16 protein-coding genes and 4 pseudogenes are annotated in these 16,533 nt (G+C 59.3%); 10 read left to right on the top strand and 10 right to left on the bottom strand.

All coding sequences use genetic code 11. The features are described 5' to 3' along the window. From AS156_RS17685 to AS156_RS17660, 6 genes are all read left to right on the top strand, one after another. The coding region (locus AS156_RS17685; RefSeq protein WP_066512479.1) for an amino acid ABC transporter permease at positions 1-754 on the top strand (754 nt) is incomplete at its 5' end. Then, complete coding sequence (locus AS156_RS17680; RefSeq protein ID WP_066504111.1) at positions 751-1,398, top strand: amino acid ABC transporter permease; 648 nt, start codon at positions 751-753, stop codon at positions 1,396-1,398. The genes AS156_RS17685 and AS156_RS17680, both read left to right, overlap by 4 nt. Continuing rightward, on the top strand, positions 1,391-2,242 hold the full coding sequence (locus AS156_RS17675; protein WP_082747480.1) for an amino acid ABC transporter ATP-binding protein: 852 nt from the start codon (positions 1,391-1,393) through the stop codon (positions 2,240-2,242). Before AS156_RS17680 ends, AS156_RS17675 begins: the two co-directional genes overlap by 8 nt. A 16-nt stretch (positions 2,243-2,258) precedes the next feature. After that, the gene (locus AS156_RS17670; protein WP_066506778.1) at positions 2,259-2,933 is read left to right on the top strand and encodes an AMP-binding protein; all 675 of its coding nucleotides are present in this window, start codon (positions 2,259-2,261) and stop codon (positions 2,931-2,933) included. Positions 2,934-3,018: 85 nt separating this feature from the next. Continuing rightward, the gene (locus tag AS156_RS17665) at positions 3,019-4,968 is read left to right on the top strand and encodes a thiamine pyrophosphate-binding protein (protein WP_066506773.1); all 1,950 of its coding nucleotides are present in this window, start codon (positions 3,019-3,021) and stop codon (positions 4,966-4,968) included. A gap of 14 nt (positions 4,969-4,982) precedes the next feature. Beyond that, a complete protein-coding gene (locus AS156_RS17660) occupies positions 4,983-5,375 on the top strand; it encodes a c-type cytochrome (RefSeq protein WP_082747558.1) in 393 nt (130 codons plus the stop codon). A 367-nt stretch (positions 5,376-5,742) separates the two neighbouring features. On the opposite strand, the pseudogene AS156_RS17655 reads toward AS156_RS17660, so the two are convergent. The 10 genes and pseudogenes from AS156_RS17655 to AS156_RS45620 all read right to left on the bottom strand — a co-directional run. Next, positions 5,743-6,058: pseudogene (locus AS156_RS17655) on the bottom strand (transposase domain-containing protein); the annotation flags it as partial. A gap of 13 nt (positions 6,059-6,071) precedes the next feature. Then, positions 6,072-6,257: a transposase domain-containing protein gene (locus tag AS156_RS46020; RefSeq protein WP_430641801.1), complete on the bottom strand. Its 186-nt coding sequence runs from the start codon at positions 6,255-6,257 to the stop codon at positions 6,072-6,074. Continuing rightward, positions 6,215-6,758: pseudogene (locus AS156_RS46015) on the bottom strand (IS66 family transposase). Before AS156_RS46015 ends, AS156_RS46020 begins: the two are co-directional and overlap by 43 nt. Beyond that, on the bottom strand, positions 6,679-7,287 hold the full coding sequence (locus AS156_RS46010; protein WP_430641800.1) for an IS66 family transposase: 609 nt from the start codon (positions 7,285-7,287) through the stop codon (positions 6,679-6,681). Before AS156_RS46010 ends, AS156_RS46015 begins: the two are co-directional and overlap by 80 nt. Positions 7,288-7,363: 76 nt before the next feature. Continuing rightward, on the bottom strand, positions 7,364-7,585 hold the full coding sequence (locus AS156_RS46005) for a transposase domain-containing protein (RefSeq protein WP_430641799.1): 222 nt from the start codon (positions 7,583-7,585) through the stop codon (positions 7,364-7,366). A gap of 83 nt (positions 7,586-7,668) precedes the next feature. Next, positions 7,669-8,023: pseudogene (gene tnpB / locus AS156_RS17645) on the bottom strand (IS66 family insertion sequence element accessory protein TnpB); the annotation flags it as partial. Beyond that, positions 8,020-8,232 (bottom strand): hypothetical protein, encoded by a 213-nt coding sequence (locus AS156_RS44520; RefSeq protein WP_245312898.1) that lies wholly within the window; start codon positions 8,230-8,232, stop codon positions 8,020-8,022. The gene AS156_RS44520 and the pseudogene tnpB, both read right to left, overlap by 4 nt. A gap of 806 nt (positions 8,233-9,038) precedes the next feature. Continuing rightward, positions 9,039-9,230 (bottom strand): IS66 family transposase, encoded by a 192-nt coding sequence (locus AS156_RS44515; protein WP_283807927.1) that lies wholly within the window; start codon positions 9,228-9,230, stop codon positions 9,039-9,041. A gap of 57 nt (positions 9,231-9,287) precedes the next feature. Continuing rightward, positions 9,288-9,396 (bottom strand): hypothetical protein (locus tag AS156_RS45625; RefSeq protein ID WP_283807926.1); only part of this gene is annotated, 109 nt, incomplete at its 3' end. 124 nt (positions 9,397-9,520) lie between these two features. Then, positions 9,521-9,595 (bottom strand): annotated as a pseudogene (locus tag AS156_RS45620) (hypothetical protein); the annotation flags it as partial. Between the two features lie 660 nt (positions 9,596-10,255). On the opposite strand from AS156_RS45620, the gene AS156_RS17625 reads away from it, so the two are divergent. From AS156_RS17625 to AS156_RS17610, 4 genes are all read left to right on the top strand, one after another. Next, a complete protein-coding gene (locus tag AS156_RS17625; protein WP_066506781.1) occupies positions 10,256-11,008 on the top strand; it encodes an enoyl-CoA hydratase/isomerase family protein in 753 nt (250 codons plus the stop codon). 642 nt (positions 11,009-11,650) lie between these two features. Further along, positions 11,651-12,352: a gluconate 2-dehydrogenase subunit 3 family protein gene (locus AS156_RS17620; RefSeq protein ID WP_066506758.1), complete on the top strand. Its 702-nt coding sequence runs from the start codon at positions 11,651-11,653 to the stop codon at positions 12,350-12,352. After that, positions 12,352-14,115, top strand: coding sequence for a GMC family oxidoreductase (locus tag AS156_RS17615; protein ID WP_066506754.1), 1,764 nt, complete (start codon positions 12,352-12,354; stop codon positions 14,113-14,115). The genes AS156_RS17620 and AS156_RS17615 overlap by 1 nt, the downstream gene beginning before the upstream one ends. Positions 14,116-14,123: 8 nt before the next feature. Further along, a complete protein-coding gene (locus AS156_RS17610) occupies positions 14,124-15,362 on the top strand; it encodes a cytochrome c (RefSeq protein ID WP_066506779.1) in 1,239 nt (412 codons plus the stop codon). The last annotated feature ends 1,171 nt before the right edge of the window (positions 15,363-16,533 follow it).

Below are 16,533 nucleotides of genomic sequence, written 5' to 3'. Positions count from 1 at the left end.
ACCAAGGCTGGCGACATGGTGCCGGGCTGCGAGTAAGGAGTGCAGTGCTGTGGAAGCCGTGCTTGAGTACTGGCCCGTGCTTATTCAGGGCCTATGGGTTACAGTTTGGGTGAGCTCGTGCATCATCCTTGGTGCGGCGTTGGGCGCGATCATGCTAGGCGTACTGCGGGTCTCCAGGACCGGGGTGATACGAGTGCTTTCGATGGTTTTCATCGAGTGCATTCGCGGCCCCTCCGCGTTGGTTCTCCTGTTCTGGGTGTTTTATGCATTGCCCCTGCTGCCGGGCATGCCGCAGCTCAGCCCTCTCGCGGCGGCGATTCTTGTGCTGGCGCTCGATGGAGCCGTATACGGCGCCGAGATCGTTCGTGCTGGCATTGAGGCAGTGAATCGTGGACAAGCCGATGCGTGCCACGCGCTTGGACTGAGCAGATTCCAGAGTTTCACGAAGGTGGTGCTACCACAAGCGCTCTCGCAGATAGTGCCCGCTTTCGGGAGCCTAGCGAGGGGCATGATCAAGTGGACCTCGATTGTGAGCTTCATCGGCGTGCAGGACATACTTTATGTCGCGAACAACGTCCGCGCCCAAACCTTCGAGACGACCATCGTCTTTTGCCTTCTTGCGGTCCTTTATTGGATCCTGACCGTTCTTTGTGGCCTCGTCTTCCGCGAGCTTGAGCAGGTGTTGCCGTTGAACCGCGCATTGCGAGCCGCTAGGGCGCCGAGCGCGTATGCACCTGCAGGAGCCGCCCAATGACTTGGGATTGGAGCTACGCCGTGGAGATCGTGCCGAACCTTATGGTGGGCGTTTGGTACACCATCCTGGTAACGCTCGCGAGTTCGGCAATTGCGCTGATCGGAGGGCTGCTCCTTGCGATCCTGGAAATTGCGAGTACTAGGCTAGGGCGGACATTTGTGCGTTTTTGGCTCGAACTCGCCCGAGGCGTACCGATTCTGATACTGCTGTATTTCACGTTCTATGTGCTCCCCCAACTGGGAATTACAATTCCCGCGATACCAATCGGCATCGGCGTATTAGGTGTTGTCTACGCCGCGTATTGCTCGGAAGTTTACCGAGGCAGTCTGATCACGATTCCAACCGAACTGCGCGATGCATGCGTGGCACTCAACTTGAGCCAGTATGTCACGTGGCAACGCGTCCTCGTTCCGCTCATGATCAAACGGGCTGTCCCCGCCTTGCTCAACTACGTGCTCGGCTTATTCCGGGAAACAGCGATGCTTTTTGCGATCGGAGTGCCCGTGCTGATGGGCGAGGCTCAGGTGGCTGGTAACGAAAGCTTCCGTTTTCTTGAGCCCTTCACGCTTGCCGGCATCATTTATATGGCGATGAATTTGCCGTTCCTCTATCTCCTCTCCCGATACAAGGACAAGCATGCTTAGTGCAGCCGAATTTAGCCACTCGCGACCTTTCGTTCCCGAGGCAGCGACGGAAGCGCATGGAGTCGCTCCCAAATCGAAACATGCCAAGTGGGCTATCGAATTCGAAAGGATCTCGAAATTCTTCGGCGCTCATCGTGTGCTGGTCGATCTCGACCTGCAAGTGCAGCCTGGCGAAAAGGTTACGCTGATCGGCCCCAGCGGTTCGGGAAAGACGACTGTGTTGCGCCTGGCGATGACGCTCGAAAAGCCCACCGGGGGTGACATCCGGATCTTCGGCGAAAGTATCCTCTTCGATTCTGCCGGCAAACCGCTGTCTACCTCGCAGGAGGCCCGAATCCGTCGTCGGTGCGGCATGGTGTTTCAGCAATTCAATCTTTTTCCCCATCTAACCGTGCTGCAGAACTTGGTTCTGGCGCCCACGACCGTGCTGAGGCAGTCAAAGGAGCAGGCTGAGAACACCGCGCTCGAATACCTTCGAATGGTAGGTCTGGAAGGTAAAGTTCATGCATATCCCGCCCAGCTATCCGGAGGCCAACAGCAACGCATCGCTATCGCGCGGGCGCTTATCTTGAAACCTGAGATACTCCTTCTTGACGAAATCACCTCGGCTCTAGACCCGGAGCTTGCCGGAGAGGTGCTCGACGTCGTGCGAGGCGTGGCGCACGAGACGAAGGTGACCCTGCTGATCGTCACACACGAGATGCGATTTGCGCGCGAGGTTTCTGACCGTATTGCCGTGTTCGACGCTGGCCGTATCATTGAACAAGGTTCGCCCGACAAAATTTTTAGCTATCCCGAATGCGACCGTACGCGTGCATTCCTGCAGTCAGTCTTGAACCATTGAAAGGCCAACCATACCGATGCAGATTCTCTCTGACCTCCTCCAAGCCCGCGCCGAAGACGGCGGCCAGCGTGTGTTCTGTTCGTTCCAAGGACAACGAACGACCTTCGAACAACTACGTAACGGTGTCCAGGAGATGGCCGGCGCCCTGACGGAAGCTGGAGTGAAGTCTGGCGATCGTGTCGGTCTCATGCTGTCGCCTTCGATTGAGCACATGGAGCTCTTTCTTGCTATCGCGTGGATCGGGGCGATCTCGGTCCCGTTCAGCATCCACCTGAAAGCCGCCGGGCTAGAACTCCAGCTTAATAGCGCCAAGCCGCGCCTGCTTATTGAACAGATCCGGGCAACCGCGAGGCTGGCGGACGCAAACATAGTGCGAAATGCTTGCTGCGTGCATGTGACTTGTTCGACATCAAATCGTCAAAAAAGAAGACGCAAGCGCGTCGCACCCATCCAAGGCTGTTCCGGAGTTAGACTACATCACAGACCAATGGCAGTGATTCAAAAGATTAGCATCATGGACACTTGGTATGCGGCTTTCCAATTCGAAGACAGCTGGCCCGATAAACGAATGGGTAAGCCCAAACGGGCAGATACGATTGAATGCAGGCAAAAGCGGGATTTCGACATCCGCAGGCAACGCAGCCCGCTCATGGGGCTGGTCTGTGGTCTTGCCGAGATGAATAGACGATGAGCCTGGCTGGCGAAATGAGGCAGATCCGCGCTCGCGCGCGAAGCGGACCGGGTGCGCGACATGGATACATTGGTAGGAGGAAAATATGTCCAAACGCGCGAACCCGGGCAATAACAGCCTCGACGACGGTCGCCGGAATTTTCTCAAAGGGGCGACGCTGGCCGGCGCCACCGCCTTGGCCACAAAGGCATCAGCCAACACTGCGATCTCCGGAAGTCCCGAACAACGTCCAAAAGCTGCGGTGCCGGGACCGAAGCTCGCCGCGGCGGACACTATGCCGCCTCCGGCTGATCCAGTCTACCAGACTTCCAGCGGCGGCGACTTCATGGTCGATGTGCTCAAGACGCTCGACATCGACTATCTCGGGATGAATTGCGCCTCAAGCTTCCGGGGCCTTCACGAGGCGCTAATCAATCATGGCGGCAACACTAAGCCTGAGATCATTACTTGCCCACACGAAGAGATCGCTGTCCATATGGGGCAGGGCTATGCTAAGATGGCGGGTAAGCCGTTGGCCACGATCTGCCACGGCGTGGTCGGGCTGCAGCACGCTAGCATGGCGATGTACAATGCGTGGTGTGACCGCGTGCCGGTAATCGTCATAGGCGGCAACATCATGGAGGCGGACAAGCGCGCGCCGGCCGAATGGTCGCTCTCCGCGATAGATCCGGCGGCGCTTACGCGTGACTTCGTCAAATGGGATGATCAACCGGCATCGCTGCAGCATTTCGCCGAATCGATAGTGCGCGCGTACAAGATCGCCGTCACGCCGCCGATGGCACCGGTGATGCTGTCTCTCGATGCGGAGCTACAGGAGAATCCGATCGAGAACCGTGACAGGCTGCGTATCCCGAAACTCACGCCGGTGATCCCGCCGCAAGGCGACGACGCAGCGCTCGCCGATCTCGCTAAGATGCTGGTCGCCGCGGAAAACCCGGTCATTATCTGCGATCGCATGGTCCGCAGTCTGGCCGGCATGGCCCACCTGGTAGAGCTTGCCGAAGCCTTGCAATGCGCGGTGATCGATAATTACGGGCGGATGAATTTTCCTTCGCGGCATCCGCTGAACCAATCCTTCCGCCGCTCCATTCTGGCGTCGGCCGACCTCATTGTTGCGATGGAGCTAAACGATTTGTGGGGTGCGCTCAGCGATTTCAGCGACCGCATCGTGCGCAGTTCCTCGCCGCGATACATGAAGACCGCCAAGATTGTCAGCATCGGCGCCCGCGGTCTTTATACGAAGGCCAACTACCAAAATCTCGGCCGCTATCAGGACGTCGACATTGACATCGCCGGCGATGTTGAAGCAAGCCTTCCGACCCTGATCGAGAAGGTCAAGCGCCTGATCGATCGGCGCTGGAAGGTGGCGTTCGATGCGCGCGGCAAGAAACTCGCGATCGCCAAGCTCGCGACGGTCGAGCAGGCGAAATCCGCCGCAACGATCGGTTGGGACGCGAGCCCAATCACGACGGCGCGCCTCTGTGCCGAGCTTTACAACCAGATCAAGGATGAGGATTGGTCTTTGGTCGGCACCTCGATCTACCTGTCGTGGCCGCACAAGCTTTGGAATTTCGACAAACCCCATCGGTGGAACGGCTTCTCCGGCGGCGGTGGTGTCGGCTACACGCTGCCATCCTCGTTCGGCGCGGCACTTGCCAACAAGGGAACCGGACGCCTGACCGTCGCAATCGGCGGCGACGGCGATTTCATGTTTACCCCGAGCACGCTGTGGACGGCTGCGCATCACCGGATTCCGTTGCTTTATATTGTGCATAACAACCGCTCTTATCATCAGGAATACATGTATCTGCAGGCCATGGCTGCGCGGCATAGCCGCGGCATCACTCGTGCCGACATCGGCACGACGATCAGTGACCCGTTCGTCGACTACGCTACGTTGGCGAGGGGCTTTGGCGTTTATGGCGAGGGCCCAATCACCGATCCGGACAAGCTTGCTCCTGCACTCAAACGCGCTGTGGCGGTAGTGAAATCAGGTCATCCGGCGTTGCTGGACGTCGTCATGGATCAACGCTGAACTGGAATACAAACATGATCACTCGCCCGTCTGCAATGTACTCGACGGCCGCTGCGCTTGTCTTTCTCACGGTGGCGCTCGCCGCTGCGGGGAACGGCCGGGTGCGTGCGAACGATCGGGGTGGCGGCGATCAAGCGAATGGCAAACGGCTCTATCTGGCGGATGGTTGTTTCGGATGTCACGGTCGCGTCGGACAGGGCGGTACGTTAAACTATCCGACGCCCGCCTTGGCACAGATCCAGCTTCCGCTGGACTCGTTCATCGCGTTCCTGCGCGGGGCCTCCAAGGACATGCCGTCGTTCTCCGCCGATGTTCTCTCCGACAAGGATGCTGCCGACATCCATGCCTATTTGCGTTCGCTTTCAGGGCATAGGTCGACCAGTGATTTTCCGCTGCTGAACCAGTGAATTCCGATCTTGTGTAGCTCATGACCAGAAACTCATTTGATTGAGCCAGTATTCACCATCGTGATCTATCACGGTATTGCGCGGTATGTGTCCTGATTTTCGATGCCACTGCCGGATGCCGCTCAGTAGCCTAGGCCGAAGCACTCGAAAACCGGAGAAGGAACCAAGTGTGAGCTGTGTTAGCCGTTCGCTGCTCCGAGTTTTGGCAAGCTTGGGCAGACGCTGATTTCGCCCGGCCGAAAGCGCTGGATGTGACCAGAAGTCCGGCCGGATCAAGGCGCATAAGGAAAGTACGCATACGACGAAGACCGTCTCATTGACGCATGCGCGCGGGCACGGCGAACTCTATGATGGCGTTACGCGAAGGTCAGGCGGCCTGCTGATCGGAGGGCTTGTCGGCTTGACGCAGCAGCTTCCATCCTTCGGGCGGCAGCTCATGCAGACGGGATGCGGGAAGATCGGCGATACAGGCGAGAGCGTCGGCGAGCCAAGTCTTGGGATCGACGTCGTTCAGCCGACAGGTAGTGATTATTGTCAGCATGATGGCGGCACGGTCGGCGCCACGCTGGCTGGCAGCAAAGTTCCTGTTGCGCGCCATCCCCATGCGATGCCTCTCAATGCGCGCCAGCCCAATTGTTGGTCAAGCAGATCCTGGCATTGTCGACGAAGCACGCGAAGTCATCCGTAACGTCGTTCTCAGGCAACGACTTTAAGGGCTTGAGCGCGGTAGGCCCAGGGCAGTAGCTGGTCGATGTCGCGGTTTGGACCTGTGACGATCTTGATCAGGACGTTGGTGAGATAGGCGAGCGGATCGACGTCGTTGAGTTTGCAAGTCTCGACTAGGGACGCGACGACAGCCCATTGTTCGGCACCCCGTCGGATTCAGCAAACAGCGCGTTCTTGCGACTGAGCTTGATACCATGGATCGATCGTTCGACGGTATTGTTGTCGAGTTCGATGCGGCCGTCAACGATGAAGCGCGTTAAGCCCTGCCAGCGCGAGAGCGCGTAGCGGATTGCTTCGACGAGCTTGATCTTCTGGCTGATGAGAGCCAGCTTGGCGCGCAGCCATACCTCGAAGCATCGGCCAGCGGTTGGCTTCGCTGCTGCCGCACGAGGCGACGCTCGTCGGCGCTGCGGCCACGGATCTCCTTCTCGATCGCATAGAATGCGGCGATGTGCTTCAGCGCTTCGCTCGCGATCGGCGCGGGCCGGCCATCGCGAGTTCGTAGAAGTTGCGCCGCATGTGCACCCAGCGGAAGGCGAGCTCGACCTCGCCACGTTCGGCAAGCTTTGGATAGGCGTTATAGCCATCGACCTTGCAGGACGCCCTTGAAGCCGGCAAGATGGCTGAACAGCCTCTCGGCCTTGCGGTCGGGTGCATAGACATAGGCGATGCTGGGCGGATCAAGGCCGCCCCATGGCCTGTCGTCGGCGGCATAGGCCCAGAGCCGGCCGGTCTTGGTGTGGCCTCGACCAGGATCGAGCACCGGCACCGTGGTCTCGTCGGCGAACAGCTTGGACCTCGCGCGAAACACCGTGAGAAGGCGCTCATGCAACGGGCGCAGATGGAAGGCGACATGCCAACCCAGTCCGCCAGTGTCGCCCGGTCGAGAGGGATGCCCTAACGGGCATAGATCTGGCCTGCCTATAGAGCGGCAGATGATCGGCATATTGGACACTAAAGCCTGGGCGGCGGTGGCTTCGGTTGGCAGTCCGCCCTCGATCAATCGGGCCGGAGCCTCGGCCTGCAGGATGCCATCTTCGCAGGCTCGTCGAGCGTATTTGGGACGTCGGGTGACGATAACGCGGAACTGCGCCGGCACCATCTCCAGCCGCTCGCTCCCGTCCTCGCCGATCTTGTGCAGGTCGCCTTTGCAACACGGACAGGTCCCGTCGTCGGAGTCGACCACGACCTCGATCCGCGGCAGATGCGCCGGCAGTGCTCCGCGATTGTTGCGGCGTTTGCGCGCCCGTTCGGTCCGACCTTCAGGGGCGGTCTCGTCCTGACCGGCCCTCGCCAGAAGCTGCGACCTGCTCGACGTTCTCGAGGCCCAGCAACATCTGTTCCTCAGGAAGCGACTTCGCCTTCCGGTCAAAGCGATGACGCTGCAGCTCTTTGATGAGGTGACGCACCCGCTCGCTCTCGTGTCGCTCGGCGAGCAGCATCGCCTTCAACGTCTCGGGAACACCAGGAAGGTTGTCGCTCAAAGACAAATCAGAACATATTTGCGTTCGCCTGACGACGTGCCCGACGCCTCTGATTTACTTCGCCGCAGCGCGGCCCACAAATATCCGGCTTGCGTCGGGACGACTGTCTCCCCTGCCGCGTGGACACGCCGCCAATCAAGCCCTTCGAGCAGCGCCGACAATTCCGCCGCCGACAAACGCATCATGCCATCCTCGATTTTTGGCCAGCGCGAGACGCCTTCCACGAGCCGCTTGGCAAACAGGCACAAACCCGTGCCATCCCAGAAGATCGGCTTGATCCGGTCCGCCCCCCTTGGCACGGAACACATAAACAGCACCCGAGAACGGATCGGCCTTCAGGTGCTCGCGTACCAACATAGCAAGGCCCTCCATTCCCTTGCGGAAGTCGACCGGCTTGGTTGCCACCATCACCCGGACAGTTCCAGACGGGCCGATCACCGGCTTGCCTTCAGTGCATGGACGATGGCCGCAATCATCGCCATGTCCGCGCCTCGGCCGACCCGGATAGTGACGCCTTCGGCTTCGATCTCGATGCCACCGACATCCGGCTTGGCCTTGCGTCGCATTGTCTTGCGCTCGTGGCCAGCAGCCCCGACGGATGCCACGGCGCCGACCTCCGCCGGTACAAACGGCGAATCGTCAGCCATCGGCATCGGCAACCGGCGTGCTTGCCGGCGCCAGGTGAACACTTGTTGTGGGGTCAGCCCGTATCGCCTCGACGACCCGAGCTTTATCGTCTTTGGAGAACCAACGACGGCGACCTGTGTCCGTGATCACTTCCAGCCGACGCGCTGGACTTAAGCGTATAGTCAAGCATAGACACAAGTCGATCCCTTCAAAGAGATCGTGAAACTCGCCTATCCCACGTGCCGCGAGAAGGTGGGAGCGGAACGATGCTTACAGGCATCCCAGCGGCCTGAGCATGTAGTTGATCGGCTTCAGGACCGCGGAGGAGCGCGAGAGGGTTTCGCGCGCACGCAGCAACAAGGCGTGCATGTCCTCGTGAATCGGCTTGCTCTCTTCCTGCGGACGGCGCGCCGCTCGTCGCGGCCGCAGCCGTTGCGCGCTCGATCGACGGCCGAAATCGCAGCGAATTCAGATCCAGTCGGACGCATTCGTTGACACCGGCCCGGCCGCGATCGCGGCGACATAGCCGTCGAGCATGGGAAGACTCGTGTGACAGGATGCTGCTTGGCGCGAGCCTGCAGCCAAGGTTCCAGCTCGTCGAGCCGGCACCGCGGCTGCCGCCATCGATGATGAAGATGATGATGAACGGCGACGCCGGCTTATGCCGCCACCGCTGAGCTCGCGGGCCGCCTTTCAGTTCCAGCGGAGATGTTCGCGCAACTGGTGGCTTCTGGTCTGACCGGAGACGATGCGCTCCAACACATCGACCGGATCGAGTTCGCGGAGCTTTGCCGTATTGACCAGCGACCCAAGAATTGCCCAGCTCTCAGCGCCGCCCTCGCTGTCGCTGACAATGAGTTCCGCCTTCCCATCGCAATCGGGCGCATGAACGCTCGACGATGTTGCTGTCGACCTCGACGCGGCCGTCGCGGAGAAACAGCGTCAGTTCGTCCCAGTGATTGAGCGTGTAGTTGATGGCCTCCTCCAGCTTCGACTGCGAGAACAGTTGGTCGAGCATCGAGATCAGTCGCGCCTTCAGTACCTCCATCAGCGGTGCGGTGCTGGTGCGGCGGGNGGGCGGCAAGCCGCCGTTCGGTACCGCGGATCTCGGCCTCGATGGCGTAGACCGCTTGCAGGCGCTCGATCACTTCGTGAGCAAACGGCGACTGCATCGTCTTGTACATCTCGACGAATTTGCGTCGACCATGGGCGAGGCAAAAAGCGAGCTGGATCGCTGCCATGACCGCAAGCAAGCGCTTTGTGGGCGGCATAGCCAGCGACCTGCAGAATGCCGGAGAAGCCCGTCAATTGCCCGGCGATTTCCTCGGTGCCGCGGCCATCGGCAAACACATAGGCGATCGCCGGCGGCGATGGGCCGCCCATGGGGATCGCCATGGCATGCAGATACGGGTGCGATGTCGCCCCGGATCGAGCGCCGGCATCGGCGTCTCGTCGCAATGGCGGATCGAGAGTGATCCCGGGAAGGGCGTTCGTGGACGGGTCGAGAGAAGATGCGCCGAGATAGATGAGCAGCGTGGAGATGGACAGTTCCTTTTGTGAAAAACCGAACGTCACGCTTCGAGGAGTGAACCTCCTCCGAATTGATGGACACCTGTAGTAGGCCGGAAGAGTCCGTAGGTATCGGATGGAAGGACGTCAACGTCGTTCGTTACGGACGACTACAAGAGGCAAGCGGATGACCTGGTAGCGCTGGCTGACAAAGGAACAAACGGAACGGCAAGCTCCCAGGCCACGGGTAAAGACCAAGCAGGTCAACATGCCGTCGTTCGATTGTCAGAACCACTCTACACGGTATCCTCGGCGTCGGCGAACTTGGGCTTCCTACCAGAGATAGTAGGAGCGCTCTCTTCATTTCTGTTCTATCCTTTTTCTAATCAAGATAGACGTTGTCGCAGTGCTCTTCATAGTGCCTTCCAGAACGGATAGTTGATTAGAGTGTGCTACCGAGTGCTGGAGGTAAGCGTGGTCGCAATGAGCGATCCTGCGACTGGGCAGATGCAACGCGACCGGTCGGAGACTGAAATGGATATCCTGAAAATGGAAGCTCGAGGTGCGGTTCTGATCGCAACGTTCAACCACGTCAACGCTCTTAACCCGATGAGTCTGGAGCTTGAGAACGCCGTGCGCTCCGTATGCCGAGAAACAGAGCGCAACCCTTCGATACGGGCTTTAGTGTTGACAGGAGGTAATGATCGATCATTTTGCGCCGGTGGTGATTTTAAGGAGGTAGCCCAGCTTTCCGGACGCGCGGCAGTGGAAGCATTCATCGACAGATGGATTGATTTCTATTGTACCATCCTCAACGTAACCAAGCCGACTGTTGCTGCAGTCGGCGGACATGCAATAGGCGTTGGCTTTCAGGTCGCGTTATCCTGCGATTGGCGCGTCGGATCACCGGAAACCAAGCTGCTTATGTGGGAGTTGAAGCACGGCATCGCCTGTACGATCGGCGGCTATATGCTTGAGACTTTCGTGGGTCGGGCGGCAATGTCTGACATCATATATGGATGCGAGGTTGTTCCGATTTCATGGGCGGCGGAGCACAAGTTGCTGCACCAAGTGGTTGATCCGAGCTCTCTTGTGGAGACGGCTATCGAGCGAGCGCGAATTCTCAGCGAGTTTCCGGAGATTACTTTTCGCCGAACGAAGGAATCGACAAATAGGCGGCTTATCGTTGGCTTGCGTGCCATCGCGCATGAAGCGAAGGAAGCGCATGTCGCTAGCGCGGCAACCAATGCTGTCCAGCACCATGTCAAACGTGTGCTTCGCCAGTAGCCGAGACTGCTAGATGCAGAACGTAAGGCGCCGCCACTGACGTCCAAAGCTGAATACCACTCCGACGTCTAACGTTCGATTCGGCAGGTTCGGGACCAACCACGACTTGCTTTTCTAAGTTGCGGTCTCTCCCGCTGACCTTACAGCAGATCGTGGCGCCTAGCCTAGCTAGGTGAACGATCGACTGAATTTATAAACTGCGCACTCCTCGGAATCGGCAGGCGACTCCCGTTTCTCTCACTGTATGGCGCACAGCTATGAGCCCCCCTTGCAGTTGATAAGCGGTAGCGCGCCGAAAACAGATGGTTCAGATGGGTTGAAAGTGAGAACTAGAATGGAGAGCGCTACATTCAAGGATCACGTCGAGAACCAAAGCTGCACATGTAATACCAAGTTCGCGCTCACCAAGTATGCAGTTTTTGGCGAAGTGCGGTCGCGGATATGGCGCAGAGTGGAGTGAGTAGTTTGCATTCGATCGGGTGCTTATCCGCTTGCGCGTCTGGTTTGATGAGTTCTCGTCGAACATTGAAGCGGCCGACAGGGGTTGCTATGATAGAGAGAAATGATCGTTGCCAAACGCGGCGAAGTGACGCCGGGCCGGCGACGGAGCCTAGGATCGCAAGCGTAACGCGTAGAGGCTTGATGGCGAGTGGGGCGCTCCTGATCACCACGGCCGGTATTCGTGCGCGGGTTGTGACAAAGGTCTTGCCGTGGAGGCCGAGCGAGGTCTATCCGGTGACGCCAGTCGTTCCTGGCGGCTGCCTGTTCTTCACCGCCGCTGAAGCCGCCATCGTCGATGCCCTCATCGATCGCCTGATCCCGACCGACGAACTCGGAGCCGGCGCCCGGGATGCGGGCGTCACCACGTTCATTGACCGCCAGCTGGCTGGACCTTACGGCGGCCATGACTGGCTCTACATGCAAGGGCCGTTCGCCGAGAGCCCGCTACCGAGCCAGGGGCTGCAATCGCCGTTGACGCCGCGGGAACAATATCGATCAGGGCTCGCAGCTTTGGATGCGTATTGCAGGGCAAATTATGGTGGATGCGGTTTTGTCGAACTCAGCGGGGAGGAGCAGAATAAACTGGTCGGTGCGATGGAGAAGGGCGAGGCCCGGCTTCAAAGCTTCAGCAGCCAGGTCCTGTTCTCGATCATCTACAGCAATACGATCGAAGGCTATTTCGCCGACCCGATCTATGGTGGCAATCATGACATGGTGGGCTGGAAGCTTGTCGGCTTTCCTGGCGTACGGTATGATTTTCGTGACGCGATAGAGAGACCGAACCATTCCTATACTCTGCCACCGGTCGGCTTGCAGGGCCGTCCTGCCTGGGAGGTACGCTGATGGCCCGTCGTCTCCCGCGAACGGATGTTGCCATTGTCGGTCTCGGCTGGACCGGATCGATCCTCGCATACGAGCTGTCGCATACCGGGCACGACGTGGTTGCTATCGAACGCGGCCCATGGCGTGATACAGCCACTGACTTCAACATCGGCACGGCACCGGACGAGCTCCGCTATGCAGTACGACACGAATTTTTTCTACGCCCTAGGCAGGAAACACTGACCGCGCGTAACTGCGCGACACAGGAAGCACTGCCGATCCGCAAATGGGGCAGCTTTCTGCCTGGGAACGGTGTCGGGGGCGCCGGCGCGCACTGGAACGGCCAGACTTGGCGCTTCTTACCCGACGATTTCCGCATCCGCAGCCATATGATCGAGCGTTACGGCGAGAAGATCCTTCCCGAGGACAATCATATCCAGGATTGGCCGGTCTCTTACGACGAACTTGCGCCCTATTACGAGAAGTTCGAGCTGGTCTTAGGCGTTTCCGGCAAGGCCGGCAATCTCAAGGGTAAGATCCAGACGGGCGGTAACCCATTCGAAGGCGTGCGCAAAAATGAGTATCCGACACCGCCGATGAAGCAGGGATATGCCCAGGAGCTATTCACCAAGGCGGCCACGAGCCTCGGGCTGCATCCGTTTCCACTACCGTCGGCGAACGTCTCGGTCGCCTATACGAATCAGTACGGCTGCACGATGGCCCCGTGCACCTATTGCGGCTTCTGCGAACGGTTCGGCTGCGCCAACTATTCGAAGTCCTCGCCCCAGACCTGCGTGCTGCCGGCGTTGGTCCGCGAGCCGACCTTCGAAGCCCGCACCGAATGCGAGGTGACCAAGGTCAATCTGTCCGCCGACGGCAAAATGGCGACGGGTGTCACCTATATCGACGCCAATGGCGACGAGTGGGAGCAGCCGGCTGGCCTGGTTCTGGTCTGTGCCTTCAGTCTCTTTAACGTGCGGCTGCTTTTGTTATCCGGCATCGGGAAGCCCTATGATGCGGCCAGAGACGAAGGCGTGGTTGGCCGCAACTACGCTTATCAGACCGGCGGCGGGTCGACCGGCTTCTTCGAGGGTGTAAAGTTCAATCCGTTCGCCGCGGCGGGCTCGCTCGGCATGGCGCTGGACGATTACAACAGCGACAATTTCGATCACGGTCCGCACGGTTTTGTCGGCGGCGCCAACATCACATGCGCGTATAGCAACGGTCGGCCTATCGAGTATCACCCGACGCCGAACGGCACACCTACCTGGGGCAGCGCCTGGAAAAAGGCGGTCCGCGACAACTATCAGAAGGTCGCCAGTGTCGGCGCGCAGGGTAGCGTGATGAGCTACCGCAACAACTATCTAGACCTCGATCCCACCTATAAGGATCCGTTGGGACGACGGCTGTTGCGTATGACATTCGACTACAAGGACAATGAGCGCAAGATGGCGACCTGGATGGCGGATCGTTGCGACGCGATTATCAAGGCGATGGGCACTAATAAGACTCAAGTGCATAGCCTGAACGGTCCGTGGTCCGTGGTGCCTTACCAGACGACGCACAACACTGGGGGAGCCATATTCGGTGACAGTCCCAGGACCAGCGTGCTCAACCGTTATCTGCAGTCCTGGGACGTCCATAATGTTTTCGTGATGGGCGCCTCTGCCTTTCCGCAGAACGCGGGCTACAACCCGACGGGTACCGTCGGCGCGCTAACCTATTGGGCGCTGGACGCGATCTTCGATTATCTGAAGTCCCCGCGCGCGTTGGTCCCTTCGTGAGGGGCATCATGAAAGAAGCACTAGCAGGCTTGTGCCAAGTGCTGCTGATTCTACAGCTTCTCGTAGGTGGCGCGGCCGCGGATCCCGACAATTATGTTGAGGCCGCCCGCGGCAGGGCACTTGTGACGGCCGGCGACTGTATTACCTGCCACACCGCGATAGGAGGCGCTTCCTTTGCGGGCGGCTTTGCTCTGCAGACGCCGTTCGGCGCGATAATGACGCCCAACATCACACCCGATAATATCACTGGCATTGGGAGTTGGTCGGCGGACGATTTTGCCCGCGCTATGCATGAGGGGCGGCGGCCGGATGGTACCCATCTCTATCCGGCCTTTCCTTATCCTTACTACACTAAGGTTACGCGCGCCGACCTCGATGCGATCTACGTCTACTTGCGTACGCTTTCACCAGTCACGAACAACGTAAATCGGAGCACGTTGCCATTTCCGTTCAATATCCGCCTGTCGATGTGGGGATGGAACACGATATTCTTTACGGCGGGCGCGTTTGTGCCGGATCCGAAGCGCTCAGCCGAATTCAACCATGGCGCTTATCTTGTGGAAGGTCTCGGCCATTGCGGCGCCTGCCACACACCGTTTAATGCCTTCGGGGCCGCCAGGAGCGACCGCTACTTGGAAGGAAATCAGATCGACAACTGGACTGCGCCCAACATCACCAACGATATGGATGCAGGCTTAGGCAAGTGGTCGGTCGACGATATCGCCCAGTATCTCAAAACCGGGCAAACTGGCTTGAGCATCGCCAGCGGACCGATGAAGGATGTGATCGAGAACTCGACCTCAAAAATGCGGGATAGTGATCTTCGGGCCATGGCGGTCTATCTGAAGGAGCGGCGTGCTGGAGGCGCTCCACCGCCTGCGCCGCTCTCCGCATCCGATCCGCGCATGCGGGCAGGCGAAGCGATTTACGTAGATACCTGTTCGGCTTGCCACACAAGCAATGGTGGCGGCATCGAACATATCTTCCCCAAGCTCGCCGGCACTGCCATTGCCCAGCAAGATGATCCGGCTTCGCTGGCCCGCATTGTCATTGCGGGTGGGCGCGCAGCGGCGACAGGCGAGCGGCCGACGGCGCCGGCGATGCCTGCGCTGGGCTTTCGTCTTACCGACGCGCAGGTCGCTGCGGTCGTGACCTATGTCCGTAATTCCTGGGGCAATGCGGCCTCCCCCGTAGCAGAAGACGCCATCAAGGCTCTGCGCCGTCGCCAAACCGCGGCCCCCAATTAGGTGGACGTTCGATTTTTAGGAGTGGGAGAACAAAGCACCATCCAATCCTACTCGACTGGAGAACTAACTGCGCTTCCCGATGCGGATTGGTCCGGTCGTAAAGCGCGGGATGGTTCCCTGGCTGAACACCAAACTGCTTCTCCGTTAGGTGCTGACGCAATTTCTGACCGCAAGATCGGGTGTCGCCACCACATTGGTCAGGATCGCTTCGTTAGGTCGCGGTAGGGACGCTGGTTTCCCAGCGCCCCCGGCTCAGGTCCCTGCGCGCGAAGCCACCGCATAAGGCTCCTGCCTTGAGTCATGGCGTACCGTGAAAGAGGATGCGGATGACAGGCGCGGACTTTCGGAATGTATTGCCCAGCGTAACGCTGGAACCGATTCCAGGTCGAGAGCGCTGGCTGCGTCGGCAAAGCGAGCGCAGCCATGCTCGCCAGACCTCGGCGCGGAACGTGCCGAGCCGTTTCAGGTTCCCGGGAATCGCGGGGTAATTTAGGCAACCAGGCTCCACGCGCGGGAGCTTGGCGCCGATCTCAGCGATGCGCGTATGGTGTCGTTTCATCAGACCGTATCATATCGCTCTCAGCGTCGCCCGCATGCGGGATGGGATTGTCACGCGCCGGATTGTGAAGTGCGGATTCATTCGCGTCACAGCGCAGACGTGCGTGAACCCGAGGAAGTCGAACGATTCCGGGCTGCGTTATCCCCGGCGTGCGTCGCCATCCGCTCACACAGTCGGTCGAGAAAGTGCAGGGCCTCGGACTGGAGCGCGACGCTGTCGTCCGCATAGCGGACGACAGTGAAATCCCCTTTCGCCGTCTTGCTTCGCCTCTGATGGGCCCAGAAGTCGAAGACGTAGTGCAGATAACTATTGCCGAGGAGCGGCGAGTTGGCTCCTGAATCCAAAAGATAACTTCCGTTTTGAACGCGTGATCACCGGCTGGCGCAATGGAGCCGTTGTTGATTTGAGAGGAAAAGGTAAACCATTATTCTTATGATTCTATCTACGCGGGAGCACAAGGCCGAACAGCTGAGGGCGGCGCGACGCTTGATCGCGAAGCAAATTGGCATGGCGGAGGCGGCCTTGGTGGGTCGTGTCCCCAGTGATGGTGTAGCTCGGTAGAGCAAAGCCGCCCGTACGCGCGCCCCCAAATAGCGCCGTAGCGGACGGGCG

This window comes from Bradyrhizobium macuxiense (assembly GCF_001542415.1).
Lineage (GTDB): Bacteria > Pseudomonadota > Alphaproteobacteria > Rhizobiales > Xanthobacteraceae > Bradyrhizobium > Bradyrhizobium macuxiense.
Note: the sequence above shows the minus strand (reverse complement) of the source record. Positions and strands in the feature narration are given on the sequence as shown.

What these genes read in the sequence shown, in the direction of transcription:
- AS156_RS17680 (WP_066504111.1), top strand. Translation starts at nt 751, where the DNA reads ATGACTTGGGATTGGAGCTACGCCGTGGAGATCGTGCCGAACCTTATG.
- AS156_RS17675 (WP_082747480.1), top strand. Translation starts at nt 1,391, where the DNA reads ATGCTTAGTGCAGCCGAATTTAGCCACTCGCGACCTTTCGTTCCCGAG.
- AS156_RS17670 (WP_066506778.1), top strand. Translation starts at nt 2,259, where the DNA reads ATGCAGATTCTCTCTGACCTCCTCCAAGCCCGCGCCGAAGACGGCGGC.
- AS156_RS17665 (WP_066506773.1), top strand. Translation starts at nt 3,019, where the DNA reads ATGTCCAAACGCGCGAACCCGGGCAATAACAGCCTCGACGACGGTCGC.
- AS156_RS17660 (WP_082747558.1), top strand. Translation starts at nt 4,983, where the DNA reads ATGATCACTCGCCCGTCTGCAATGTACTCGACGGCCGCTGCGCTTGTC.
- AS156_RS44520 (WP_245312898.1), bottom strand. Translation starts at nt 8,232, where the DNA reads ATGGCTGACGATTCGCCGTTTGTACCGGCGGAGGTCGGCGCCGTGGCA.
- AS156_RS44515 (WP_283807927.1), bottom strand. Translation starts at nt 9,230, where the DNA reads ATGCTCGACCAACTGTTCTCGCAGTCGAAGCTGGAGGAGGCCATCAAC.
- AS156_RS17625 (WP_066506781.1), top strand. Translation starts at nt 10,256, where the DNA reads ATGGATATCCTGAAAATGGAAGCTCGAGGTGCGGTTCTGATCGCAACG.
- AS156_RS17620 (WP_066506758.1), top strand. Translation starts at nt 11,651, where the DNA reads ATGGCGAGTGGGGCGCTCCTGATCACCACGGCCGGTATTCGTGCGCGG.
- AS156_RS17615 (WP_066506754.1), top strand. Translation starts at nt 12,352, where the DNA reads ATGGCCCGTCGTCTCCCGCGAACGGATGTTGCCATTGTCGGTCTCGGC.
- AS156_RS17610 (WP_066506779.1), top strand. Translation starts at nt 14,124, where the DNA reads ATGAAAGAAGCACTAGCAGGCTTGTGCCAAGTGCTGCTGATTCTACAG.